At 64.3% G+C, this 21,459-nt stretch carries 26 protein-coding genes; 14 read left to right on the forward strand and 12 right to left on the reverse strand.

Annotated elements, in window-relative coordinates:
• Positions 1-2 precede the first annotated feature (2 nt).
• Together ATO11_RS12220 and ATO11_RS12225 are read right to left on the reverse strand one after the other, a co-directional pair.
• On the reverse strand, positions 3-935 hold the full coding sequence (locus ATO11_RS12220; RefSeq protein ID WP_050531179.1) for an AEC family transporter: 933 nt from the start codon (positions 933-935) through the stop codon (positions 3-5).
• 31 nt (positions 936-966) lie between these two features.
• Positions 967-1,854, reverse strand: a complete 888-nt coding sequence (locus ATO11_RS12225) for a LysR family transcriptional regulator (RefSeq protein ID WP_050531398.1) — start codon at positions 1,852-1,854, stop codon at positions 967-969.
• A 92-nt stretch (positions 1,855-1,946) separates the two neighbouring features.
• Here ATO11_RS12225 and ATO11_RS12230 point away from each other — a divergent pair, with 92 nt between their 5' ends.
• From ATO11_RS12230 to ATO11_RS12235, 3 genes are all read left to right on the forward strand, one after another.
• A complete protein-coding gene (locus ATO11_RS12230) occupies positions 1,947-2,567 on the forward strand; it encodes a class I SAM-dependent methyltransferase (protein ID WP_050531180.1) in 621 nt (206 codons plus the stop codon).
• Positions 2,568-2,667: 100 nt separating this feature from the next.
• Positions 2,668-2,838 (forward strand): hypothetical protein, encoded by a 171-nt coding sequence (locus ATO11_RS22160; RefSeq protein WP_165586971.1) that lies wholly within the window; start codon positions 2,668-2,670, stop codon positions 2,836-2,838.
• 81 nt (positions 2,839-2,919) lie between these two features.
• Entirely contained in the window at positions 2,920-3,537 is a 618-nt protein-coding gene (locus ATO11_RS12235; protein WP_050531181.1) for a TetR/AcrR family transcriptional regulator, read from the forward strand.
• Here ATO11_RS12235 and ATO11_RS12240 read toward each other — a convergent pair.
• The 6 genes from ATO11_RS12240 to ATO11_RS12265 are packed head-to-tail and all read right to left on the reverse strand — an operon-like array spanning position 3,525 to position 7,836.
• On the reverse strand, positions 3,525-4,733 hold the full coding sequence (locus ATO11_RS12240; protein ID WP_050531182.1) for an MFS transporter: 1,209 nt from the start codon (positions 4,731-4,733) through the stop codon (positions 3,525-3,527). The genes ATO11_RS12235 and ATO11_RS12240 overlap by 13 nt on opposite strands.
• A 38-nt stretch (positions 4,734-4,771) precedes the next feature.
• Positions 4,772-5,458, reverse strand: a complete 687-nt coding sequence (locus tag ATO11_RS12245) for a cupin domain-containing protein (RefSeq protein ID WP_050531183.1) — start codon at positions 5,456-5,458, stop codon at positions 4,772-4,774.
• A 4-nt stretch (positions 5,459-5,462) separates the two neighbouring features.
• Complete coding sequence (locus ATO11_RS12250; RefSeq protein ID WP_050531184.1) at positions 5,463-6,008, reverse strand: TetR/AcrR family transcriptional regulator; 546 nt, start codon at positions 6,006-6,008, stop codon at positions 5,463-5,465.
• A 38-nt stretch (positions 6,009-6,046) separates the two neighbouring features.
• A complete protein-coding gene (locus tag ATO11_RS12255) occupies positions 6,047-6,769 on the reverse strand; it encodes an NYN domain-containing protein (RefSeq protein ID WP_050531185.1) in 723 nt (240 codons plus the stop codon).
• A gap of 1 nt (position 6,770) precedes the next feature.
• Positions 6,771-7,268 (reverse strand): GNAT family N-acetyltransferase, encoded by a 498-nt coding sequence (locus ATO11_RS12260; protein ID WP_207382966.1) that lies wholly within the window; start codon positions 7,266-7,268, stop codon positions 6,771-6,773.
• Positions 7,261-7,836: an ATP-dependent Clp protease proteolytic subunit gene (locus tag ATO11_RS12265; protein ID WP_050531186.1), complete on the reverse strand. Its 576-nt coding sequence runs from the start codon at positions 7,834-7,836 to the stop codon at positions 7,261-7,263. Before ATO11_RS12265 ends, ATO11_RS12260 begins: the two co-directional genes overlap by 8 nt.
• 152 nt (positions 7,837-7,988) lie before the next feature.
• On the opposite strand from ATO11_RS12265, the gene ATO11_RS12270 reads away from it, so the two are divergent.
• Entirely contained in the window at positions 7,989-8,900 is a 912-nt protein-coding gene (locus tag ATO11_RS12270) for a DMT family transporter (RefSeq protein ID WP_242601410.1), read from the forward strand.
• A gap of 34 nt (positions 8,901-8,934) precedes the next feature.
• Here ATO11_RS12270 and ATO11_RS12275 read toward each other — a convergent pair whose 3' ends face one another.
• Positions 8,935-10,047 carry an S-(hydroxymethyl)glutathione dehydrogenase/class III alcohol dehydrogenase gene (locus tag ATO11_RS12275; RefSeq protein ID WP_050531187.1) on the reverse strand — a complete coding sequence of 371 codons (1,113 nt, stop codon included), beginning with the start codon at positions 10,045-10,047 and terminating at the stop codon, positions 8,935-8,937.
• A gap of 191 nt (positions 10,048-10,238) precedes the next feature.
• Here ATO11_RS12275 and ATO11_RS12280 point away from each other — a divergent pair, with 191 nt between their 5' ends.
• Complete coding sequence (locus tag ATO11_RS12280) at positions 10,239-10,439, forward strand: hypothetical protein (protein ID WP_050531188.1); 201 nt, start codon at positions 10,239-10,241, stop codon at positions 10,437-10,439.
• Positions 10,440-10,502: 63 nt separating this feature from the next.
• Here ATO11_RS12280 and ATO11_RS12285 read toward each other — a convergent pair whose 3' ends face one another.
• On the reverse strand, positions 10,503-11,339 hold the full coding sequence (locus ATO11_RS12285) for a formate/nitrite transporter family protein (RefSeq protein WP_050531189.1): 837 nt from the start codon (positions 11,337-11,339) through the stop codon (positions 10,503-10,505).
• A gap of 12 nt (positions 11,340-11,351) precedes the next feature.
• Positions 11,352-12,029, reverse strand: coding sequence for a Crp/Fnr family transcriptional regulator (locus tag ATO11_RS12290; RefSeq protein WP_242601411.1), 678 nt, complete (start codon positions 12,027-12,029; stop codon positions 11,352-11,354).
• A gap of 144 nt (positions 12,030-12,173) precedes the next feature.
• Between ATO11_RS12290 and ATO11_RS12295 the strand changes: the two genes are divergently transcribed.
• Positions 12,174-12,512 carry a hypothetical protein gene (locus ATO11_RS12295; RefSeq protein WP_050531191.1) on the forward strand — a complete coding sequence of 113 codons (339 nt, stop codon included), beginning with the start codon at positions 12,174-12,176 and terminating at the stop codon, positions 12,510-12,512.
• Positions 12,513-12,759: 247 nt separating this feature from the next.
• Positions 12,760-13,095: a DUF1328 domain-containing protein gene (locus tag ATO11_RS22575; RefSeq protein ID WP_423212709.1), complete on the forward strand. Its 336-nt coding sequence runs from the start codon at positions 12,760-12,762 to the stop codon at positions 13,093-13,095.
• Positions 13,096-13,260: 165 nt separating this feature from the next.
• On the opposite strand, the gene ATO11_RS12300 is transcribed toward ATO11_RS22575, so the two are convergent.
• The gene (locus ATO11_RS12300; RefSeq protein WP_050531401.1) at positions 13,261-14,079 is read right to left on the reverse strand and encodes a response regulator; all 819 of its coding nucleotides are present in this window, start codon (positions 14,077-14,079) and stop codon (positions 13,261-13,263) included.
• Between the two features lie 104 nt (positions 14,080-14,183).
• Between ATO11_RS12300 and ATO11_RS22165 the strand changes: the two genes are divergently transcribed.
• From ATO11_RS22165 to ATO11_RS12335, 7 genes are all read left to right on the forward strand, one after another.
• Positions 14,184-14,342, forward strand: a complete 159-nt coding sequence (locus ATO11_RS22165) for a NepR family anti-sigma factor (RefSeq protein ID WP_165586972.1) — start codon at positions 14,184-14,186, stop codon at positions 14,340-14,342.
• Entirely contained in the window at positions 14,339-14,887 is a 549-nt protein-coding gene (locus tag ATO11_RS12310; RefSeq protein WP_050531193.1) for an RNA polymerase sigma factor, read from the forward strand. The genes ATO11_RS22165 and ATO11_RS12310 overlap by 4 nt, the downstream gene beginning before the upstream one ends.
• A 66-nt stretch (positions 14,888-14,953) precedes the next feature.
• The gene (locus ATO11_RS12315; RefSeq protein WP_165586973.1) at positions 14,954-16,645 is read left to right on the forward strand and encodes a histidine kinase dimerization/phosphoacceptor domain -containing protein; all 1,692 of its coding nucleotides are present in this window, start codon (positions 14,954-14,956) and stop codon (positions 16,643-16,645) included.
• A 95-nt stretch (positions 16,646-16,740) separates the two neighbouring features.
• Positions 16,741-17,445, forward strand: coding sequence for a GntR family transcriptional regulator (locus ATO11_RS12320; RefSeq protein WP_050531195.1), 705 nt, complete (start codon positions 16,741-16,743; stop codon positions 17,443-17,445).
• Positions 17,435-18,343, forward strand: coding sequence for a dihydrodipicolinate synthase family protein (locus ATO11_RS12325; RefSeq protein ID WP_050531196.1), 909 nt, complete (start codon positions 17,435-17,437; stop codon positions 18,341-18,343). The genes ATO11_RS12320 and ATO11_RS12325 overlap by 11 nt, the downstream gene beginning before the upstream one ends.
• Positions 18,340-19,818, forward strand: a complete 1,479-nt coding sequence (locus tag ATO11_RS12330) for an aldehyde dehydrogenase (RefSeq protein WP_050531197.1) — start codon at positions 18,340-18,342, stop codon at positions 19,816-19,818. Before ATO11_RS12325 ends, ATO11_RS12330 begins: the two co-directional genes overlap by 4 nt.
• Before the next feature lie 87 nt (positions 19,819-19,905).
• Positions 19,906-21,456 carry a trimethylamine methyltransferase family protein gene (locus tag ATO11_RS12335; protein ID WP_050531198.1) on the forward strand — a complete coding sequence of 517 codons (1,551 nt, stop codon included), beginning with the start codon at positions 19,906-19,908 and terminating at the stop codon, positions 21,454-21,456.
• Positions 21,457-21,459: the final 3 nt, after the last annotated feature.

Below are 21,459 nucleotides of genomic sequence, written 5' to 3' on the forward strand. Positions count from 1 at the left end.
CCCTAGTTGAGCGTCGCCGCCCAGGCGATCACGCCCGAAACGGTCAAAACGCTGATGAGTGTCGACACAAGGATTGCCGCGCTGACCCGCTGCGGCGCAACCCCGTAATGCTGCGCGAGGATAAAGATGTTGCCCGCAACCGGCAGGGCGGCAGCCGAGATGATGACGCCTGCGCCGAAGGCGTCGACCTCGAAGATGTAGAGCGCGGCGAAGGCCACGAAGGCCGGGTGCAGCACCAGCTTGAAGGTCGAGATATACAGAGCGATCGAAATCCGTTCCGCCGATTTGGAGGCCAGCGAGGCCCCGATGGCAAACAGCGCACAGGGCGTCGCGGCATTGCCCAGCGTGACGAGGAATTCGTTGGCGACCTCCGGCATCTCGATGGGCAGGGCGGCGAATCCAAGGCCCAGCACGATGGACACGATCATCGGGTTCTCGATCAGGCCGCGCCCGATGGTGCGGAATATCGACAGGTCCAGCCGCCCGGTCTTCCCGATGGAGATCAGGATCACGATGAGCGACGAGAACACGATCAGGTCCACCGCCAGCACCAGGAGGTTCGGCCCGATGGAGGCATCGCCGAGCAGCAGCGCCAGCATGGGCAGGCCCAGGAAGCCCACGTTGCCGATCACGGCGCATTGCGCCTCGACCGCGTTGGTCGCCACGTCAAGCCCGCGAAGCAGTCCGACCAGCGTCGCCAAGCCGTAGACGAACAGCGTCCCCCACAGGTACGCCGCGACGAGTGACCAGTCGAGGATCTCGCCCAGCGACAGCGAGGCGGCGAAGCGGAAGATCATCGCGGGCAGGGCGAAGTAGAAGACGAACTTGGTCAGCCACGCGGTGGCTTCCTCGGCGAAAAAGCGGCTGGCCGCGGCGCCGTAACCAAGGCCGATCAGCGCGAAAAACGGCAGCGTCTTCAGGAATATCTCGGCCATGACCTTGGTGGTACCACGGACGCAAGGCCCGTCAAGGCGCCAGCGCGTCCGCCAGTATGTCGAACACGCGCCGGATGCGGGCCGATGTGCGCAACTCCCGGTGCACGGTCAGCCAGTAGGGCACGGGGATCGGGGTGAAGTCTTCGCAGACGGGCACGACATCGGTGAAATGCTCGGCCACGTCGTCGATCATCGCGCCAACCCCGAACCCGCGCCGCACGAGGTCCCATCCGACCGCGCCGCTGCGGGCGATCACCCGGAACTGGTCGGGCGTGGGATCGAGGCCAAGATTGCCGAAATCCGACATCATCCGGTCGATGTCGTCGAAGGCGATGATCGGCACGCCGGCGAGGTCGGCCACGCTGCGCAATCCGCCATGCCGGTCCCGGAACTCGGGCGTGGCGTACAGCGCGGCCTTCCGTTCCCGGACCTTGCGCGCGATCAGGTCCGGGTCCTCGGGGCGGACGTGGCGGATGGCTATGTCCGCCTCCCGCCGCCGCAGGTCGGACAGGCTGTCGGTGATGACAAGGTCGATGATCAGACCCGGCGCCTCGGCCTGCAGGCGTTCGAGGATGGGCGGCATCAGCGTCACGGCCACGGCATCGACCACGCTGATCGCCACGGTGCCCGTCATCGCCTGGCTGCGGCCTGTCGCCGTCAGCGTCAGCTCTTCGGCCGCCGCACCCATCGCCTTTACATGCGGCAGGAGGTCCCGGCCCGTGGGCGTCAGCGAAAGCGACCGCCCCACCCTTTCGAACAGCGCGACGCCCAGCTTCTCCTCGAACGCCGCGACCTGTCGGCCAAGCGTCGGCTGGGTCAGGCCCAGCGCCCGCGACGCCGCCGACAAAGACCCTTCTTCCGCCGTCGCCAGAAAGGCGCGCGCCTGGTTCCAGTCGAAGTCGAAGGCCGGAGGTTTCATGCGAAATTGCATACCAAATCCACGGAATTCCGCAATTCCGGCGCAATCCATACGGGGATAAACAGGCGCCATCTCAATCATGGACACAAAAAATGAGCACCGCTCCGGCATTCTGGACAAAAGCCGCTCGCAAATACGCGGCCAGCCCGATTTCGAACCCCGACAATTACAACGACACCCTCACCCGCACCCGCGCGCACCTGTCGCCGGGCGATCACCTGCTGGAGCTTGGCTGCGGCACCGGCCCCACGGCGCTTGCCCTTGCCGGGTCGGTCGCGCAGGTCACGGCGACGGATTTTGCCGCCGGCATGGTCGAGATCGCCAACGAACGGCTGGCAGAGGTGCCTGTCACGAACGTCACGTTCCGGACCGCGACCATTGCCGAGGCCTGCGCGGACGGCCCGTATGACGCGATCGCCGGCTTCAACCTGCTTCACCTCGTCAAGGACATCGATGACGCGCTTGCGGCTATCCATGACGGGCTGAAACCCGGCGGCGTCTTCATCTCGAAATCCGCCTGCGTGGCATCGCGGTCGCCGATCATGTGGCCGCTGATCAAGGTGATGCAGGTGTTCGGGCGCGCGCCTTATATCCGCTGGTTCACAACGGGCGGCCTGAAACGGCGGATCGAGCGTGCGGGGTTCACGATCATCGAGGAACACACCTATGGCGGGTTTGCACCGACGCTGTTCCTCGTGGCGCGACGGCAATAACTGAACCGTTCGGTTCATTTTTTCCTTGCAATCTGAACCGATCGGTTTAGATATGGATTGAACTGAACAGATCAGTTCACTTCTGGAAAGGAATCGCCCGATGAAACCGCTTCTCTTGGCCGCCATTCTGACCGCCGCCGGTGCCTTCAGTGCCGCAGCAGGCTCTTACATGACCGATCTTCCGCTGCTGACCTTCCCCGGTGAAACCGGCGGCACCCTGTCCACCCAGTCGGGTATTCTCCTGCCCGTGCCCGGTGAAGCCGGCAAGTGATGCCGCGCCGTTCCCCGGCGGCACGCTTGCCCGCAGGGCCCGGGTACACCTATACTCGGGTCCTGTCGGTGGAGGACATCCATGAACGCACCCAGCACAACGATCCGAAAGGGTCGTAAATACGATGACGTGCTGGAGGGTGCGCGGCGGGTCTTCATGACCGACGGGTTCGAGGGGGCAAGCGTCGACGACATCGCGCGCGCCGCCGGCGTCAGCAAGGCGACGCTTTACAGCTATTTCCCCGACAAGCGCCTGTTGTTCATCGAGGTCGCGACGACCGAATGCGCGCTGCAGGCCGAAAAGGGCATCAGCGACATCGACATGACCGCGCCCCCGCGCGAGGTCCTGACGCGGACGGGCAAGCATTTCCTGTCCTTCATCCTGTCGCAACTGGGCGGCCAGATCTTTCGCATCTGCGTGGCGGAAAGCGACCGGTTCCCGGAGATCGGGCAGGCCTTCTACAAGTCCGGCCCGATGCTGATCCGCGACGTGATGATCCACTATTTCAACGGCGCGATGGAGCGTGGCGAGTTGCGGATGGATGATCCCGGTCTCGCCGCCGACCAGTTCGCCGAATTGTGCAAGGCGGACCTGTGGACCAAGAAGGTCTTCGGCATCCAGCGCGAATTCGCAGCAGATGAAATCACCCGCATCGTCGACGGTGCGGTCGACACGTTCCTTGCCCGCTACGGCGTCTGAACAGGATCAAGGCGCGCACCGCGCGCGGTCAGCGCCAGCGTGATCCAGCACACCAGCCCGGCCAGCACGTAGCCGCCAAGGATCACGCGGATCTCCTCCCATGCGAGCGTATTCGCCGTCTGCGCGCCGGTCGATGCCACCAGCAGCGACGCCGCGAAAAACAGCCGTCCGAAGAACCCCTGCAACGACAGGTAGGTCGCCCGGCTTGCCGATTGCAGCAGCGGTTGCACGCGGGCCAGAAGGAACGGGCGTGACAGGCTGTCCGGCACCATGCGCAGGAACAGGATGGCGATGGCGATGATCGAATTCGTCGCCGCCAGCACCGCCGCCACGGCGATCTGAAGGCCGAAGGCCAGAAGCAGAAGCCGTGTCAGGCCCAGCCGCGTCCGCAAGCGCACGGCGACCACGGATGCCGCAACCGAAACCGTCATCATGATTGCCGTCACAGTCCCGCTGACGATCGGCGCCTCGCTGCCCAGCCCCGCGCCTTCCAGCGCTTCGAGGATGAAGGGCTGGCCGAACACGAAGGGCAGGTGGCTGAACCCGTACATCAGCACGCTCAGCGCGAAGAGCCACCGCAAGGCGGGATGCACAAGCGCCCGGACAAGGGCGCGGCGCGTGTCGGCGGCAGAGCGTTGTACGGCGCGGCGCGGCTCGGCCATGCGCCAGACCACCCAGATCGCCCCGACGAAAGCCAGTGCGCTGGCGGTGAAGGGCAAGGTCGGCGCTGCCCGCGCCATGACGCCGCCGATGATCGCGGACACGGCAAGCGCCGCGAAGGTGAAGCGCCACGCGCGGACCTCCTGCCGCTCCACCTCGTCGCTGCGTCCCGCATCGTCGAGCGACTCGTACAGGATCGCGCTGTCGGTGCCCGAGGCAAAAGCCGCCGCCGCGCCAAGCATGAACTGCGCCGCCGCGAAGGCCGCGAAACTGTCTCCAACGGCCAGAAGGGCCGATCCGACGGCACCGCTGATTGCGGCCACCAGCAGCGTGAACCGCCGCCCAACGCGATCCGACAGGTAGCCCGACGGCACCTCCAGCGCGGTGGTCGAGATGTCGTAGACCGCGTAAAGCAGGATTGCCTCGGACGGGGTCAGCACCTGCTGCAGGTAGAGAAACCAGATCGCCTGCCAGAAAATGAGGTTCTGAAAGAACTTGAACCAGGGATAAAGCGCAATGGTACGGGTGGCCGACATGCGCCTATTCTAACCCGTTTCGCGCGGGACGCGAGGCGTCACGCGCTGCTCGACCAGCGCGAAAGCGCCTCTTTCGTCAGGTGGCCCGTCTTGATCCACAGCAGACAGCCGTCTTCCGTCCGCGAGGCATGGCGCGACCCCGGCGGCAGCCGCAGCCACGTGCCTGCCGGATACGTCCCGTCCGCGTCCTGCATCCGGCCTTCGAGGACGAAAACCTCTGCCCCGCCGTCATGCACGTGCGCCGGGATCGCGGTGCCGGGGTCCCAGCGTTCCAGCACCACCCTCTCGGTCCCGTGCCGGTGGAGTGGCAGCACCGTCCGACCCGCATCTGCCGTCGGCTCGAACCGGGCCTGCCGCGTGTCGACGTGGAAATGCGCGCGGTCGTCCGCGTCGAACTGGTGCAGTTTCACGAGGATCGTGCAGCCCTCGTCGGTATGCGGCGCGTGCGCCGTGCCGATGGGGTTGCGGACATAGGTGCCCGCCGGGAAATCCCCGCTTTCGTCGCTGAACGTGCCGTCGACGACGAGGAATTCCTCGCCCCCGCCATGGGTGTGCGCGTCAAAGGCCGAACCGGGCGCGAACCGGACAAGCGTTGTCGCGCGGGCCACCTCGTCGCCGATGCGGTCCAGCATCTGCCGGTCGACGCCCGCCGCGGGTGACGACACCCAATCCCGGTCGGATGGGCGCGACACGACCCGTTGCGAGAAATCCGCGTTCAACCGCATCCCGTCACTCCTCCGTTTCCGCGAGCCGTTTCAGGAAGGGCCCGGTCGCCGCGTCGTAGAGGGCGATGTCGCGCGCGGTGCGCGCCAGCACCTGCGCGCCTTCGCAGAGCGCAAGGCACCCTTCGGCCTCCGCCTGCGACCAGCCGTGTGCGGCAAAGGCCGCGCGCAACCACGCCAGAACGCCCGATTGATAGGCGGCGAGCGCTTCCAGAACGTCCTCGTCGAAACTGTCTCGGCTGGTTCCGAAGGCCACGCACAGGCACAGCGCCCGGCCGTTTTGGCCCGTGTCGCGGTAAAGCGCCACGAAGCGTTCAAGGCAGGCGCGGGGCGTCGGCGCGGTTCCGGCGATGTCGTCCAGTTCGGCCGCGACGCGGGCCGCGTAGCGGGTCACCAGCGCGATGGCGAGCGATCCCTTGGTCGGGAAATGGTGGTGCACGCTGGGTTTCGCGATCTTCGCGTGCCGCGCGAGGTCGGCGAAACTGAAGGCGTCGTATCCGCGTGTGCGCGCCAGCGTTTCGGCGTGGTCAAGGAGTGTCGTCTGCGTACTCATGTAGCCTACCTACCATTAGGTTGGCGTGACGCGAAACCTCAATCCCGGCGTCTCACCATCAGTTGATTGCCATCCTTGCGCGTCTCGAACCGCTTGATGGACTGGATCAGGTCGCTCAGCTTGCGCTTGCCATAGGTGCGCGTGTCGAAATCGGGGATGGCCGACTGGATATACTGGCCCAGCGGGCCAAGCGCGTACCATTCGTCGTCCTGTTCGATCTGTTCCATCGCGTTCAGGATCAGCGGGATCGCGTCCTTGACGTCGCGCTTGGTCGACGGTTCGGCCTTGGTGTCTGACCCGCTGCCCTTGGGCGCGGGTTCGTCGACGATGTTCTCGATCAGGATAAACCTGTTGCACACGTTGCGCAGGGCTTCGGGGGCCTTGGCCTCGCCAATGCCGATCACGTCCATGCCCTGTTCGCGGATCCGGTTGGCCAGCGCGGTGAAATCGCTGTCGGACGACACCAGCACGAAGCCGTCGAAACGGCCCGTGTGCAGGATGTCCATCGCGTCGATGACAAGACCGATATCGGACGCGTTCTTGCCCACCGTGTTCGCGGTTTCCTGGTGCGCCACAAGGCCGAGGTCGCGCACCGTCTTGGACCACGAATTCAGCCGCCCGGACGACCAGTCGCCATAGACCCGCCGCAGCGCCGGTTCGCCGAGAGACGTGATCTCCTTCAGGATCGCGCCCGCGAATTTCGCGGGAATGTTGTCGGCGTCGATCAGGACGGCGTAAAGCGGGCGGGAACGGTCTGGCATGTCAGTCTTTCGTCAGCGTCTTGAACATAACGAGGGCATCCGTCGCCCCCGCGTTAGGGTGCATGTAGGCGCCCGGCAGGCGGCCCACGGTGTCGAACCCGTGCTTTTCCCACAACGCGACCGCCTTCACGTTCGTTGCAAGCACGAAATTGAACTGCATCGCAGTGTAGCCCAAACGCCGGGCCTCGTCCTGCGAATGCAGCAGCATCGCTGTCGCGATGCCACGCCCGCGGGCCTCTGCGCCCGTGATGTAGCCGCAATTGCACACATGCGCGGCATGTCCCTCACCATTGGGGCGGATGTAGTAGGTGCCAAGCACGCCGCCATCTTCGGCCACGAAGACACGCCGCCCGCCCGAAAACCAGTAACCGACGGCGGCGGCACCGGTCATGCCGGGGTCCACGGCATAGGTCTCACCGGCCGCGAAGACCGGAGAGATCAGCCTGTCGATGGCAGGATAATCGCCCGACCGGGCCGGGCGGATCGTCAGGTCAGCCAAGCTCGTCCGCCGACCGGATCACCTTGCCCAGAAGGCCGTATTCGATCGCCTCGTCGGTGGTGAGCCAGAAATCGCGCTGCGTGTCCTCGGCGATCTTCTCGGGCGTCTGGCCCGTCGCCTCGGCGAAGATGCGGTGGAACCGGTCGCGCATCGCGATGATCTGTTCGGCCTGGATCGCCATGTCGGACGCCGTGCCGCCGATCCCGCCCGACGGCTGGTGCAGCAGGAAGCGCGTGTTGGGCAGGCAGTAGCGGTCTTCCTTGGGCGCGCCCACGAAAATCAGTGCCCCGGCGCTCGCCACCCAGCCCGACCCGATGCAGCGCACGCGCGGTTTGATGAACTTGATGATGTCATGAACCATGTCACCCGATTCAACGTGCCCGCCGGGGGACGAGATGAACAAGTTGATCGGATCGTCACTATCTTCGGCCAGCGCCAGAAGGTGGCGCACCGTTTTCTGCGCCAGCTTGTCGTCGATACCGCCCGTGATCAACACGTTACGCGATTTGAAGAACCGCTTCTCGATATCGTCACTTGCTGCTTCGGGTGTCTTTGACTCGTCGCTCATTACCGGGGCCTCATGATGTCTGGTTGGGTGGAACATAACCTTGCGGTGGCCAAGCGCAATGGGGCGGCGGAAGCTGGTTGATTTCCTTGAATGTCGCAAACGGGTGGTCAAGCACGGCCCGCCCGCGCTACGCGGAAGACAGAGGACCGCACATGCCGCAGCACATGACCGACCCGGCGCTGGCCGACGACAGCGACGCGCATCGCCGCAGGCGCCTGTTGGGCATCGGCGCGATGGCGCTGGGGTTCTTCCTGTTCTCGATCGTGGACACGACGGCCAAGTTCCTGACCGACACGTTCCACCCGCTTCAGATCGTCTGGATGCGGCAGCTTGGGCTGCTGGCGGGCGTGCTGGTCATGATGGCGGCGCAGGGCATGACGCTGCTGCGGACCAAGGCACCCGGCTTGCAGATCACCCGCGGCGTGCTGGCCGCCGCGTCGGCCACGTTGTTCATCTATGCCGTCGCCTACGTGCCGCTGGCGGATGCCGTCGCGATCACCTTCGTTGCGCCCTTCATGGTGACCGTGCTGGGCGCGCTCCTGCTGAAGGAGCAGGTCGGCCTGCGGCGCTGGACGGCGGTGACCATCGGTTTCCTCGGGGCGCTCATCATCATCCGGCCGGGAATGGGCGTGCTGCACCCGGCGGCGGGCCTGCTGGTTCTGGCGGCGCTGTTCTTCGCGCTGCGGCAGATCGCGTCGCGGGTCCTCGGCTCCGCCGACCCGACCCGCACGACGGTGGCCTATACCGCGATCACGGCCTCGGCCGTGCTGACCGTCCCGATGCTGTTCGTTTGGCAAACGCCGGGCAACTGGCAGGCCTTCGCCCTCATCGCGCTGCTTGCCATCCTCGCGGGCGTGGCAGAGACCATGATCATCCGGGCGCTGGAACTGGCAGAGGCGGTCGTCCTCGCCCCCATCCACTACACGCTGCTGATCTGGGGCACGACATGGGGATGGCTCGTCTTCGGCCAGTTGCCCGACATCTGGACGTGGATCGGTGCCGCGATCATCATCGTCAGCGGCCTTTATACCCTGCACCGCGAACGGCAGGCCAAGCGGCGGTGAGGCAGGGCGGTCCCGCCGCCCTGCTCAAGTTCCGTCAGTAAACCACCACCGAACGGATGGACTTGCCTTCGTGCATCAGGTCGAAGCCCTCGTTGATGTTGTCGAGCGACAGGGTATGCGTGATCATCGGGTCGATCTCGATCTTGCCATCCATGTACCAGTCGACGATCTGCGGCACGTCCGTCCGCCCACGTGCGCCACCAAAGGCCGTGCCGCGCCAGACGCGGCCGGTGACCAGCTGGAAGGGCCGCGTCGAGATCTCCGCCCCGGCGGGTGCCACGCCGATGATGATCGACTCGCCCCAGCCCTTGTGCGCCGATTCCAGCGCCGCGCGCATGACCTGCACGTTGCCGGTGGCGTCGAACGTGTAATCCGCGCCGCCTTTCGTCAGATCGACAAGGTGCGCGACAAGGTCGCCGTCCACCTCGGACGGATTCACGAAGTCGGTCATGCCGAAATGCGTGGCCATCTTGACCTTGTCGGGGTTCAGGTCGACGCCCACGATCTGGTCCGCGCCCGCAAGGCGCAGGCCCTGGATCACGTTCAGGCCGATCCCGCCAAGGCCGAACACGATGGCGCGGCTGCCGATTTCGACCTTGGCGGTGTTGATGACCGCGCCGATGCCCGTCGTCACGCCGCAGCCGATATAGCAGATCTTGTCGAACGGCGCGTCCTCGCGGACCTTGGCCAGCGCGATTTCCGGCAGAACCGTGTGGTTCGAAAAGGTCGAACAGCCCATGTAGTGCAGGATCGGCGTACCATCGAGCATCGAGAACCGCGAGGTTCCGTCCGGCATCACCCCCTGCCCCTGCGTCGAACGGATCGCCTGGCACAGGTTGGTCTTGGGGTGCAGGCAGTATTCGCACTCACGGCATTCCGGCGTGTAAAGCGGGATCACGTGATCGCCGGGTTTCAGCGACGTCACGCCCGGCCCGCATTCCACCACGACGCCCGCGCCTTCATGGCCAAGGATCGCGGGGAACATCCCCTCGGGGTCTGCGCCCGACAGGGTGAATTCGTCGGTATGGCAAATGCCGGTCGCCTTGATCTCGACCAGGACCTCGCCCTCCTTGGGGCCGTCGAGGTTCACCTCCATCACTTCGAGCGGTTTGCCCGCTTCCAGCGCCACTGCTGCGCGTGTCCGCATGTTCGTCTCCCTCCGTCTGTCGCGGGCCAGCGTGGGGCAAGAGACATGCGTTTTCAACTGTCGAGATGACGTGACGACAGCTTTTTCGGCTGCGTTTTGCACAGTGCGGTCCGCATCGATTGGCGCCTTTCTGGGAACGATCCGCTGCATTTCGCGTTTATCCCACGACGTATTTGCGAAAGGAGGCTGCAATGTCTGCATCCAACACGAACATCGAGAAGCAAACCCGCCGCCATATCGGCCCGCTGGCGGGGATCGCGGCCTGCCTGCTCTTTGTCGGCGTGCTTTACCTCGGCTACGTGCTGATCCTGGCCGAACGCGGAACCACGCCCGTCGAAGGCGGCAGCGAAACCGAACAGGTCGCACCCGGCGTGGTCATCGAAACCAACTGACGCCGCGCCGTCCCACATTCATTCAAGCAAAAAGGCCGGTCACTGACCGGCCTTTTTCGTGTGTCACTCTTCCGACATCTCGTGCCTGACCTGCGCCCAGGTCAGCATGGTGAAGACAAGCGTGCCGCCCACCACGTTGCCCGCGAGTACCGGGATGAAGAACCCGAAGGTCGCGCGGGCGATGGAAAGGTCCCCGGTCACCAGCAGGAACGCCATTTCGACCGATCCGGCGATGATATGGGTGAAATCGCCCAGCGCGATCAGCCAGGTGAACAGGACGATAAGCGCGACCTGCCCGCCCTGCGCCGATGGCAGCATCCAGACCAGCGCCGCGATCAGGATGCCGGCGGGGATACCGCGCACGAAGCCGACCAGCGGCTCCATGTGCGTGGCGTGAACCGACAGCGCCGTGACCGCGTCGCTCAGCTCCGGTGACAGAACTGGTGTGTGGGCAAGGAAGGTCGCAATCGCGAAGGCGCCGATCACGTTCGCGACCAGCACGATGCCCCAAAGCTGCAGTAGGCAGGTGATGCACCCGCGCGGGTCGATCACCGTCGGCACCACCGTCGTGATGGTGTTCTCGGTGAAAAGCTGCATCCGGCCAAGGATGACCAACAGGAACCCCATCGAGTAGCCGAAATTCTCGACTATATGCCGCCACGGGACGTCCGGCAGCGAGATGCGCAGGGCCGCTTCGGCGAGAACCGAAAAGCTGATGAGGATGCCCGCCGCCACGCCCGACCAGAACAGCGACAGCGCGGGCCGCCGCAGCTCCTCCTCGCCTTCGCGCCGGATCGTTTCGAAAACGAGCCGCGCGGACAGGCCAGTCGCCTGTTCGACCGCCTCCCGCTCGGAAAACTCGCGTGTCAGTTCCTGGTCGTCGGCCGGAATATTCGCCATATCACACTATCCTTACATCAAGGGCCGGGTTTCGGGCTGGAGCTGCTCCACCAGACCGATCTGTGCCAGCGTCTCGGGTTGATGAACAAAAAGGCGGCGGCGCTCCCACCGCGCGACATTCTCTGCCTTCAGCTGCGCCAGCGTCTTGTTCGTATGCACCAGCGACAGCCCAAGCGCGTCGGCGAGGTCCTGCTGCCGGAAGGGCAACGAGATCGACCCGTCACCGGCGACCGCGCCGATGGCCACGTCACGCCGGTACAGACGGTGAAGGCTCCATGCGACCCGCTCCCGCGCGCCATGCTGCCCCATCCGCGACAGCGCATCGCCAAGCAGATGCTCCTCGATCGCCGCCAGGTAGGTCAGGTCATAGGCGCGGGACGGGTTGTTCTGGAACACCTTCCACAGGTCGGACCGGTTGAAGATGCACAGCGTCATCGCCGTCGTCGCTTCGACCGCGTGGCGCATTTCGCCCATCACGCCCGCCTGCAACCCGATGAAGTCGCCCGGCATGACGAAGTTCACCACCTGCCGGCGCCCGTCTGGCAAGGTCTTGTGACGCAACCCCTTGCCTTCAAGCACCGTGTAGAGGTGATCGGGCTTGTCGCCCTGTGAAAATACGACCGTGCCGGGAGCCACATGCTGCTCGCCCTGCTTCATGTCCTGCATGAAGGCGACATCGTCCGAAGACATGGTCGCGAACAGTTCGTGACGACGGAGGGGACAGTTTTTGCAGTTTATCGGCATTTTAGTGCCTTTCGTATGTCATAGTTAAATGCACGACCCGCGAGCTGCCGTTAGGCTGGTGCTTCTGCTAGCCACGGGGGGCGCGATTTCGTGTTCGATCCCATTTTCGCGATAGCGACCGAAAACGAAGTTGAGGCGGTGGACCTTGCGGACATGGTTGCCGCCCAGCGCGGCGCGGACATGGCGCGACTGAAAATGCAGGCCGGGGCCTTGTGGCCGGACGGCATCCATGAAGGGCGGTTGCCCTTTGCGCTTTTCCTTGGGCTGACACGCAGCAATCCGCAATTCGAGGCATTTCGGTACTGGGCCCGTTCCAATTCTGTGCAGGTCATCTTGATCGACGGTCCGCAGGGTAGTCAGCCGGATGCAGCCGTACTGACCCGGCCCTTCACTGACGAAGACGTGGCGAAAATTCTCGACGCGCTCTGATCCCGAAAGCGCACGCGGTGCGACCACGATTGCGCCGCGAAAGCCGTCGCCACGGCAAGACATACGCCCATCGCAACCAGCCCGAAAATCGGCGCCGCGAGCACGAGCGTCGCGCCGGCGAACATCAAGCCACGGCTGGCGAGCACGTCCACGAGTTCCCTCTCTCGGGAGGGTCGTGAAGATCTGACATATTCAACGAAAAATCTCGGCATTATTGCACCTTACGGACGAAACCGGTTGCTGGCCGATGGCGCGTTTCGCGCGTCATCGGGAGTTCGGAAAACGCCCTCCTTTCCAGAGTGTCATGTCGGATTTTAAACGCTCTGATGAACCTGTTGGTTCCCTCGAAAACTGTCAGGAACCAAAGACAGTCAACGGGCGTTCGGATAGCGTGACAGCCAAGGAAAGGAACGCCATGACTGCATGGGCAATTCTCTTCCTGGTCGTGGCACTGGTAGCCGGTTTTTTCGGATTTTCCGGAATGGCCGTTGCGTCGGCAGGTGTAGCGCAAATCCTTTTCGGATTGTTTTTCCTGCTTTTTGTTATCGCTTTCGCCGCCAGTATCTCGCGCCGCGATCAGTGACAGCAAATCAACCGGTCGGGTCGTGAAAATCGAATACCTCTGGGGACAGGGGATTGGCGACCCGAAAATCCGCTCCCTGCGGGCAACCATGCCCGCCGAAAACATCCAAGGAAAACTCGAAGACATGACGAGCAGGCCCTGACCGGGCCTGCTCGTCGTGGTACATCACACTTTCAACGTCTCGGTCGAGGCAAAGAACATCGCCTGCGACACCGCCGAACGCACCTGCTCGGGCGCATAGGGTTTCGAAATGAGGAAAGCCGGCTCCGGCCCTTCGCCGGTCAGCAGCCGTTCGGGATAGGCGGTGATGAAGATCACCGGCATGTCACCCAAGTCGCCGAGGATATCGTTGACCGCGTCGATGCCGGACGAATTGTCGGCAAGGTGGATGTCCGACAGGATCAGATCGGGCTTTTCCTTGCGGGCCAGGTCGCGCGCCGCGTCCGCCGTCCGGGCCACCCCGGTGATCTGGTGCCCCATCTCGGCGACGATGGCTTCGAGGTCGACCGCGATGATCGCCTCGTCCTCGATGATCATGACGCGACCCGACAAGGCCTGCCCCATTTCGCGGTAGGCGATGTCGACAAGGCTCTCGGCCTCGTCCGCGGTAATTTTCATCACTTCCGCGATCTGGGACATCGTCAGTTCCTCGATCGTGTGAAGCAAAAGCGCTTCGCGCGTATTTTGCGTCAGGCGCGACAGGTGCTTTTGCGCCTGGCTCTCGACACCGTTTCCATCCTCCGTTTCCGACCCGATCGGAGCGCCGGTCGACGTCCAGATCGAATGGAACACCTTGAACAACGCAGTCCGCGTATCCAGTTGACGATCAAAGATATTTCCGTCCGCAAGGATCGCTTCCAACGTGGCGACGGCGTACTGGTCCCCGGAACTCTGCGACCCTGTCAACGCCCGCGCGTACCTGCGGAGGTAAGGCAACATCTTGGCGATTTCAGCAGTGAAGTCACCCTTGGCCATGGCTGTCATATTTTTTTCGCCCATTATTTCGTGTCACGACGGGAACCAAACGCCGGCAGGGGCGTTCGGTTCCAGAAATTTAACGCATGTGCAAACTGGATGCAGTCGACGACATGAAGCAACCTGAAAAACAATCAAGCGTGCAGCGCCAGATCGACGAGAACCTCCGGCGCGTGTACGGCGAAGTTGCAAACAGCGAATTACCGGACCGGTTTGCGCAGCTTCTCGAACAACTCAAGGCTTCGCAGTCAAACGACGGTAACAGCCAATGAAGCCCGCGGATCCGCGTGACGAGCTTGTCACCCACCTCCCCGCGATGCGGGCCTTCGCGATGTCGCTGACGCGCAATTCCGCAACCGCAGATGACCTTGTGCAGGACACGCTTGTGAAGGCGTGGACCAACATCGAAAAGTTCCAGGTCGGGACGAACATGCGTGCATGGTTGTTCACGATCCTGCGCAACACCTACTACTCGATGCTGCGCAAGCGGAAACGCGAAGTGCCCGACGTCGACAACACGATGGCCAGCAAGCTGGCAGAGAAACCGGCGCATGACGGGTTGCTGCAAATGCGCGATTTCGAAACCGCCTTCGCGCAACTGAACGACGAACAGCGCGAGGCGCTGGTGCTTGTCGGGGCGGAAGGGTTTTCTTACGAGGATGCCGCCGAGATGACGGGCGTCGCCGTGGGAACCGTCAAGAGCCGCGTAAACCGCGCCCGTGCGCGTCTGGCCGAACTCATGCACCTCGACGAAGACGATGCAATCGAGATGACGGACCAGGTGACACAGTCTATTGTCAACAGTGCGCCTGCCTGACCTCGGTTCATGGCGCAGGAGGGATCCGACCGAGTGCGAAGTCTGACAGCCCGGCTCCTGGGGTTGTTGACGTTTGCCCTGTTCCCTCTTGCCCTGATCTCACTCTACCAGACACAGGCCGTCGTGAACGAGGCGGAAACACTGTCGCGCACTGCTCTTCTGGCCGAGACGCAGCGCGCCGTGCGCAACGAAAGGGAGTTGTTGCAAGAGGCTTACGGCGCGGCGCAGGCACTCGGCGCCGCGGTGCTGTCCACGCGGGACGATCCCGAAACCTGCCGCAGCGTGATGCGGGAATTCGTCGAAGGTCATCCGAAATTCGTCTTTGCCGGTTACATCGGCCCCGATGGCGTCATGGAATGTGCCTCGCGAGGGGATGCCGTCGATTTCTCGACCAGCCCCGATTGGGAGGCGGCAAGTGAGGACCCCTCGATCCAGCTGCAGGCCAACCCGCGCGGGGCCGTCACGGGCGCCCCTGTGCTGATCGCCAGCCAGCCTGTCAATACCGACGAGGGGTTCCAGGGCTACATCTCGATCTCGATCCCCCACACGCTCGCAGATTACCTTCTGCCCGAAGCGAGCCTATTCGGCGATTTCCACGTCGCCACGATCAACGCGCGCGGTGACATCCTCACCGCGTCGGGCGGGGCATCCAACGCCTCCGGGTTTTTGCCCCGAAACCTGAGCCCGGAAGATATCTTTGCCCGCCACGGCAAGGTCTTCGATGCGATGAGCACCGGCGGCGAGCGGCGTAAATACGCGGTCATCCCCGTCTTCGAAGGCCGGGTCCACGCGATCGGAAGCTGGCCCATCAACGCGTCGCAACCCGGCGCGCGCTCGATCAATGCCAGCGCGCCCCTCGCCTTTCCGCTGCTCATGTGGCTTGTCGGGATCGCCGTGGCATGGCTGGGCATGCACAACCTCGTCATCCGTCACATCCACACGCTGCGCGACGCGATGCGGCGGTTTGCGTTGGGCGAACGCGGGGCCCCACCGCTCAAGCTGAAAAACCCGCCGGAGGAGCTGGCGCAGACGGCGCGCGCGTTCAATCGCATGGTCGCGATCCTCACCGATTCCGAACAGCGCCGCGAGGCCGACCTGCATGACAAGACGGTCCTGCTGCGCGAGGTCCATCACCGCGTGAAGAACAACCTGCAACTGATCGCGTCGATCACCAACATGCAGTTGCGACAGGTCGAAACGCCCGAGGCCAAACGCGTCCTGTCGCAATTGCAACGGCGCGTGCGCGGCTTGGCAACGATACACCAAAGCCTCTACTCGACGCCGGACCTCACCAAGGTCGACGCGGCCCAGCTGGTCGACAACATGGTCAACCAGATGGACCTGATCGCCGGACGTACGGATGTCGCCCCGCGCGTGCATACCGACCTGCAAAGCGCCATGCTGTACCCCGACCAGGCCGTTCCCCTGTCGATGCTGCTGGCCGAGGCGCTGACCAATGCGTGGAAATACACGGCTGCCGACGATGGCAAACAGCCAGAGGTCCGCGTCCGGCTGTTCTGCGATGCCGACGGCATGCTGAACCTGTGGGTGCGGAATTCGCGGTCACCCGGCAAAATGGCCCTGCCGGAAGAAGGGAACGGGGATGACGCCGATGCCACCGGGCTTGGCACGCGCCTGATGGCGGCCTTCATCGTTCAACTCGAAGGCACAAGCGAGGTTTCGGATACTCCGGATCACTACGAGTTCCGCCTGCGGTTCAAGCCTGCTGAATTCTCCGACGACACCAACGGCAACTGACGCGCGGCCACTCGCTGTCGCTGCTGGCAGGGGACAAGGTATTTGCTGTCGCATGACTTTTGTATACACTTTGCGCACAACATGTGCGAATCGTGATGCCCCGCCCTGCCAAGGACCTCTGCCTCGAAAACCTCCGCCACCGGATCCTGATGTGCGATCTGGAGCCGGGGGCCGACCTTGACGAAGTGTCGCTTGCCGACCGCTACGGATTGTCCCGCACGCCCCTGCGCGAGGTGCTGCAACGGCTGGCCGGGGACGGATATGTCACGCTGAAACCGAACCGGGGCGCCAAGGTCGCGCCGATGAACGTCGTCGCGATGCGCACGTTCTTCCAGACTGCGCCGATGGTTTATGCCAATATCGGTCGCCTCGCGGCCGAGAACCGGACGCCGGAACAACTCGACCACCTCAAATCCGCGCAAACCGCGTTCCGCAATGGCGTGGCTGCGCGCGATCCGGGGGCGACGGCCGCGGCCAACCACCAGTTCCACGCGGTGATCGGGGAAATGGCGCACAACCCGTATCTCACGGCGGCGCTCGCGCGGTTGCTGATCGACCACACCCGCCTCAGCCAGACTTTCTATCGCCCGGCCTCGCCCGCCGAACAGGTGCTGGTGGTCAAGGCGGGCGACCAGCACGACGCCATGATCTCGGCCATCGAGGCGCAGGAACCCGCGCTGGTCACCGACCTGACGCTGCAGCACTGGGACCTGTCGCGCGACCGGCTGGAACGCTTCGTGCGCCCCGATCCCCTTCCGGTGGACGTCATCCCCTTCAAGGACAAAAGCCATGCAGTTTGAGGGCATCTACACGCCGCTCGTCACGCCCTACCACGCGGATTTCACGCTGAACGAGGGTGCCTTGGCCGACACGGTCGAGTTGCTGATCGGCGCGGGCGTGCACGGGATCATCGTTGCGGGCACGACGGGCGAGTATTACGCGCAATCGCCGGAAGAGCGGATCAACATGATGGGCCGGGTCAAGGCGCTGATCGGGGGCCGCGTGCCGATGATCGTCGGCACCGGGGCGATCCGCACCGAGGATTCGGTGATGTACGCGCAAGAGGCGGTGAAGGTCGGGGCCGACGCGCTGCTGATCGCCACGCCGCCCTATGCCTACCCGACGGGCCGCGAAATCGCCCTGCACGCGCTCGCCATCGACCGCGCCGCGAACCTGCCCGCGATGCTGTATAACTACCCCGGCCGCATGTCTGTGGACATGGACGAGGAATGTCTCGACCGTCTGGGACGCTCCCCCAATTTCCGCGCGATCAAGGAAAGCTCGGGCGACATCAACCGCCTTCACATGCTGGCGCGGGATTATCCCCATATCGGCCTGTCATGCGGCATGGACGACCAGGCGCTGGAATTCTTCGCATGGGGCGCGCGCAGTTGGGTGTGCGCCGGGTCGAACTTCGCGCCCGAGGCGCATATTGCGCTCTATCGCGCCTGCGCGGTCGAAGGCGATTTCACCAAGGGCCGCGCCATCATGTCCGCAATGCTGCCCCTGATGCGCGTGCTCGAACAGGGCGGGGCCTTCGTCCAGTGCATCAAGCACGGCCTCACCACGCGCGGCATCAATGCAGGCCCGCCACGCAAACCGCTGCAACCGCTCAACAAGGACGCCCGCCGCGAATTGGAAGAGGTCATCCGCACGATGAACACCACGCTTAGGGCCATCGAAGGAGCCGCCCAATGACCGATCTCCTCACCCGCGCCGAATACGCCGCCATCGCCGCCGATCTGGACCTGCCGCGCACACCGTTCATCGACGGCAAGTTCCGCGCCGGGTCCGGCCCCGCGATGGATACTCTGAACCCCGCCACCGGGGAAAGGCTGGCGACGATCGCGACCGCCGGACCGGAGGACGTTGACCTTGCCGTGCTCAAAGCGCGCGAGGCCTTCGACCAGGGGCATTGGTCCCGCGCCGATCCCGGCCACCGCAAGGAGGTGCTGATCAAGCTGGTCAAATATATGACCCGCCGCCGGCACGAACTGGCGGTGATGGAGAGCCTCGATTCCGGCAAACCCATCCGCGACTGCGAAGGGATCGACCTGCCCGAGGCGATGGCCTGCCTCAAATGGCACGCCGAGACCGCCGACAAGATCTATGACCAGACCGCCCCCGCCGGCGACGATGCGATGGCGCTGGTGGTGCGCGAACCCATCGGCGTGGTGGCCGCCGTGCTGCCGTGGAATTTCCCGCTCTTAATGCTGGCATGGAAGATCGGGCCCGCGCTGGCCGCCGGGTGCTCGGTCATCGTGAAGCCCGCCGAACAGACCTCGATGACCGCCCTGCGCATCGCGGAACTGGCGCATATGGCAGGCGTCCCGCGCGGGGTTCTTCAGGTCCTGCCGGGGGACGGACCATCGGTTGGCGAACCTCTCGGGAGGCACATGCATGTCGACATGGTAACCTTCACCGGCTCGACCGAGACGGGCAAACGCTTCCTGACCTACGCGGGCGAGTCGAACCTGAAGAAGGTCACGCTGGAATGCGGTGGCAAGAACCCGGCGGTGGTGCTGGAAGATGCCGAGAACCTCGACCACGTGGCCGAGCACGTGGTGAACGCCGCCTTCTGGAACATGGGAGAGAACTGCTCAGCCGCGTCCCGGCTGATCGTGCACAAGGCGGTGAAAGCCCCCCTGATGGAGCGGATCGAGGCGCGGCTGCGCGACTGGAAAACGGGCGACCCGCTCGACCCCGCGAACCACCTCGGCGCGCTGATCGACGCGGCGCATTGCAAGAAAGTCGTAGGCTATCTGGCGAAGGGTGACAAACCCGACGGCCCCTTCATCACGCCCAAGGTCTACGAAGTCGACAAGGACGATCCCAAGGCGACCGACGAGATCTTCGGCCCCATCCTGTCCGTCATCACCGTCGCCTCGACTGACGAGGCCATCGCGGTGGCGAACGACACGTCCTACGGCCTCACCGCCTCGGTCTTCACATCCCATGCCCGCACCGCCCTGCGGGCCGCACGGGACATCCGGGCAGGCACGGTCACGGTCAACTGCTATGGCGAAGGCAACCTTGCGACGCCCTTCGGCGGCTACAAGCAATCCGGTTTCGGCGGGCGCGACAACGGGATGCATGCGCATGACCAGTATACCGAGCTCAAGACGATCTGGATCGACTTGAGCGATCCGAAGGATGGCGACAATGTTGGATAAGGCGCGTCGGCTGGCAAGCAGCCGACCTACACCGCACCCCCGTAGGTCGGCTGCTTGCCAGCCGACGCGCCTTCAGGGACACACGCAATGAGCGTCGAAGCGGTAGGCACCGTTCGTCGCGGGCGCGGCGCGCGCAAGGCGAACCGGGTGGCGTTCGACACCACCATGCTGCCCGCGCTTCACCGCAAGCTGCCCTTGACCGAACCGATGACGCCCGAGCAGGTCGAGAAGATCGACGCGGCCTCCATGCACATCCTCGAAAACGTGGGCGTGCAGTTCCGGGACGAGATCGCGTTGGCCGACTGGAAAAAGGCAGGCGCCAAGGTCGAGGGCGAGATGGTCTACCTCGACCGTCATCACGTCCGAGAACTGATCGCCACGATCCCCGAAACTTTCACCTACCACGCCCGCGATCCCGGCAAGAGCCTGCCGTTCGGGCGCGACCACGGCATGTTCATCCCCATGACCGGCGCGCCCTACCTGCGCGATCTGGAGGACGAACGCCGCAACCCCACGCTCGACGACCTCGCGATGTTCCACAAGCTGGCGCACATGCTGCCCGCGATGCACTCGTCCGCGCACCACATCGTCGAACCCTACGACCACCCGATCAGCCAGCGGCACCTGCGGATCACCTATTCGTCGATGAAACATTCCGACAAGACGTTCATGGGCATGACGACCTCGCCCAAGAACGCCGAAGACGTGATGGACATGTGCGATATCCTGTTCGGCGCGGATTTCATCGACACCCACCCGGTCGTGACCGGCAACTGCAACGGCAACTCGCCGCTCGTTTGGGATGAGACCATGCTGGGCGCGATGCGGGCCTTCTGCCGCCGGAACCAGCCGGTCCTGTGCTCTCCCTTCGTGCTGGGCGGCGCCAATACACCCGCCTCGGTCGCGCCCACGGTGGCGCAGCTGAATGCCGAAGCGCTGTCGGCGCTCGCCTACACGCAGGTGATCCGCAAGGGCGCACCGGCGATCTACGGTCACTACCTGTCGACGGTTTCCATGAAGTCCGGCGCACCGATGGCGGGCACGCCCGAGATCAGCCTGATGAACTTCATGATCGGCCAGATGGCGCGCTACTACGGCGTGCCGTGGCGCACCTCAAACACGCTGGGTGGGGCCAAGACGTTTGATGCGCAGGCGGGGTATGAAAGCGCCATGACGCTGAACGCGGTGCTGATGGCCGGGGCCAACTACATGTGGCACTCGGCGGGCTGGAACGAGGCGGGGATGCATTGCTCCACCGCCAAGTTCATCGTCGATGCCGAAATGTGCGCGATGGGCTACCGCATGGCCGAAGGCGTGCGCTGGGACGATTTCGACGAGGCTCTGGCGGCTGTCGCCGACATCGGCCCCGGCGGCCATTACCTCGGCCACCCCCATACGCTGGAAAACTTCCAGCGCGCGTTCTTCATGCCCGAGATGTTCGACAACAACTCGATCGAGCAATGGATGGCCGAAGGCTCGGTGGAGATCACGGGCCGCGCACTGAACCGCGCCAAGGACCTGCTGGCGGCCTATGAAGAGCCCAAGCTCGACGAAGGCGTCGACGAGGCCCTGCGCGACTACATCGCCCGGCGCGAGCGGGAAATCCCCGCCGCCGATGCACTGAACCAGGAGTATTGAGCG

Source organism: Pseudaestuariivita atlantica (genome assembly GCF_001205715.1).
GTDB classification, from domain to species: domain Bacteria; phylum Pseudomonadota; class Alphaproteobacteria; order Rhodobacterales; family Rhodobacteraceae; genus Pseudaestuariivita; species Pseudaestuariivita atlantica.

Coding starts and splice junctions, on each gene's coding strand:
- ATO11_RS12220 (WP_050531179.1), bottom strand. CDS start 935: ATGGCCGAGATATTCCTGAAGACGCTGCCGTTTTTCGCGCTGATCGGC.
- ATO11_RS12235 (WP_050531181.1), top strand. CDS start 2,920: ATGAACGCACCCAGCACAACGATCCGAAAGGGTCGTAAATACGATGAC.
- ATO11_RS12250 (WP_050531184.1), bottom strand. CDS start 6,008: ATGAGTACGCAGACGACACTCCTTGACCACGCCGAAACGCTGGCGCGC.
- ATO11_RS12245 (WP_050531183.1), bottom strand. CDS start 5,458: ATGCGGTTGAACGCGGATTTCTCGCAACGGGTCGTGTCGCGCCCATCC.
- ATO11_RS12290 (WP_242601411.1), bottom strand. CDS start 12,029: ATGTCTTCGGACGATGTCGCCTTCATGCAGGACATGAAGCAGGGCGAG.
- ATO11_RS12320 (WP_050531195.1), top strand. CDS start 16,741: ATGCCCCGCCCTGCCAAGGACCTCTGCCTCGAAAACCTCCGCCACCGG.
- ATO11_RS12325 (WP_050531196.1), top strand. CDS start 17,435: ATGCAGTTTGAGGGCATCTACACGCCGCTCGTCACGCCCTACCACGCG.
- ATO11_RS12230 (WP_050531180.1), top strand. CDS start 1,947: ATGAGCACCGCTCCGGCATTCTGGACAAAAGCCGCTCGCAAATACGCG.
- ATO11_RS12280 (WP_050531188.1), top strand. CDS start 10,239: ATGTCTGCATCCAACACGAACATCGAGAAGCAAACCCGCCGCCATATC.
- ATO11_RS22160 (WP_165586971.1), top strand. CDS start 2,668: ATGAAACCGCTTCTCTTGGCCGCCATTCTGACCGCCGCCGGTGCCTTC.
- ATO11_RS12310 (WP_050531193.1), top strand. CDS start 14,339: ATGAAGCCCGCGGATCCGCGTGACGAGCTTGTCACCCACCTCCCCGCG.
- ATO11_RS22165 (WP_165586972.1), top strand. CDS start 14,184: ATGAAGCAACCTGAAAAACAATCAAGCGTGCAGCGCCAGATCGACGAG.
- ATO11_RS12270 (WP_242601410.1), top strand. CDS start 7,989: ATGCCGCAGCACATGACCGACCCGGCGCTGGCCGACGACAGCGACGCG.
- ATO11_RS12300 (WP_050531401.1), bottom strand. CDS start 14,079: ATGACAGCCATGGCCAAGGGTGACTTCACTGCTGAAATCGCCAAGATG.
- ATO11_RS12265 (WP_050531186.1), bottom strand. CDS start 7,836: ATGAGCGACGAGTCAAAGACACCCGAAGCAGCAAGTGACGATATCGAG.
- ATO11_RS12255 (WP_050531185.1), bottom strand. CDS start 6,769: ATGCCAGACCGTTCCCGCCCGCTTTACGCCGTCCTGATCGACGCCGAC.
- ATO11_RS12335 (WP_050531198.1), top strand. CDS start 19,906: ATGAGCGTCGAAGCGGTAGGCACCGTTCGTCGCGGGCGCGGCGCGCGC.
- ATO11_RS22575 (WP_423212709.1), top strand. CDS start 12,760: ATGGCGCGTTTCGCGCGTCATCGGGAGTTCGGAAAACGCCCTCCTTTC.
- ATO11_RS12275 (WP_050531187.1), bottom strand. CDS start 10,047: ATGCGGACACGCGCAGCAGTGGCGCTGGAAGCGGGCAAACCGCTCGAA.
- ATO11_RS12330 (WP_050531197.1), top strand. CDS start 18,340: ATGACCGATCTCCTCACCCGCGCCGAATACGCCGCCATCGCCGCCGAT.
- ATO11_RS12225 (WP_050531398.1), bottom strand. CDS start 1,854: ATGAAACCTCCGGCCTTCGACTTCGACTGGAACCAGGCGCGCGCCTTT.
- ATO11_RS12240 (WP_050531182.1), bottom strand. CDS start 4,733: ATGTCGGCCACCCGTACCATTGCGCTTTATCCCTGGTTCAAGTTCTTT.
- ATO11_RS12285 (WP_050531189.1), bottom strand. CDS start 11,339: ATGGCGAATATTCCGGCCGACGACCAGGAACTGACACGCGAGTTTTCC.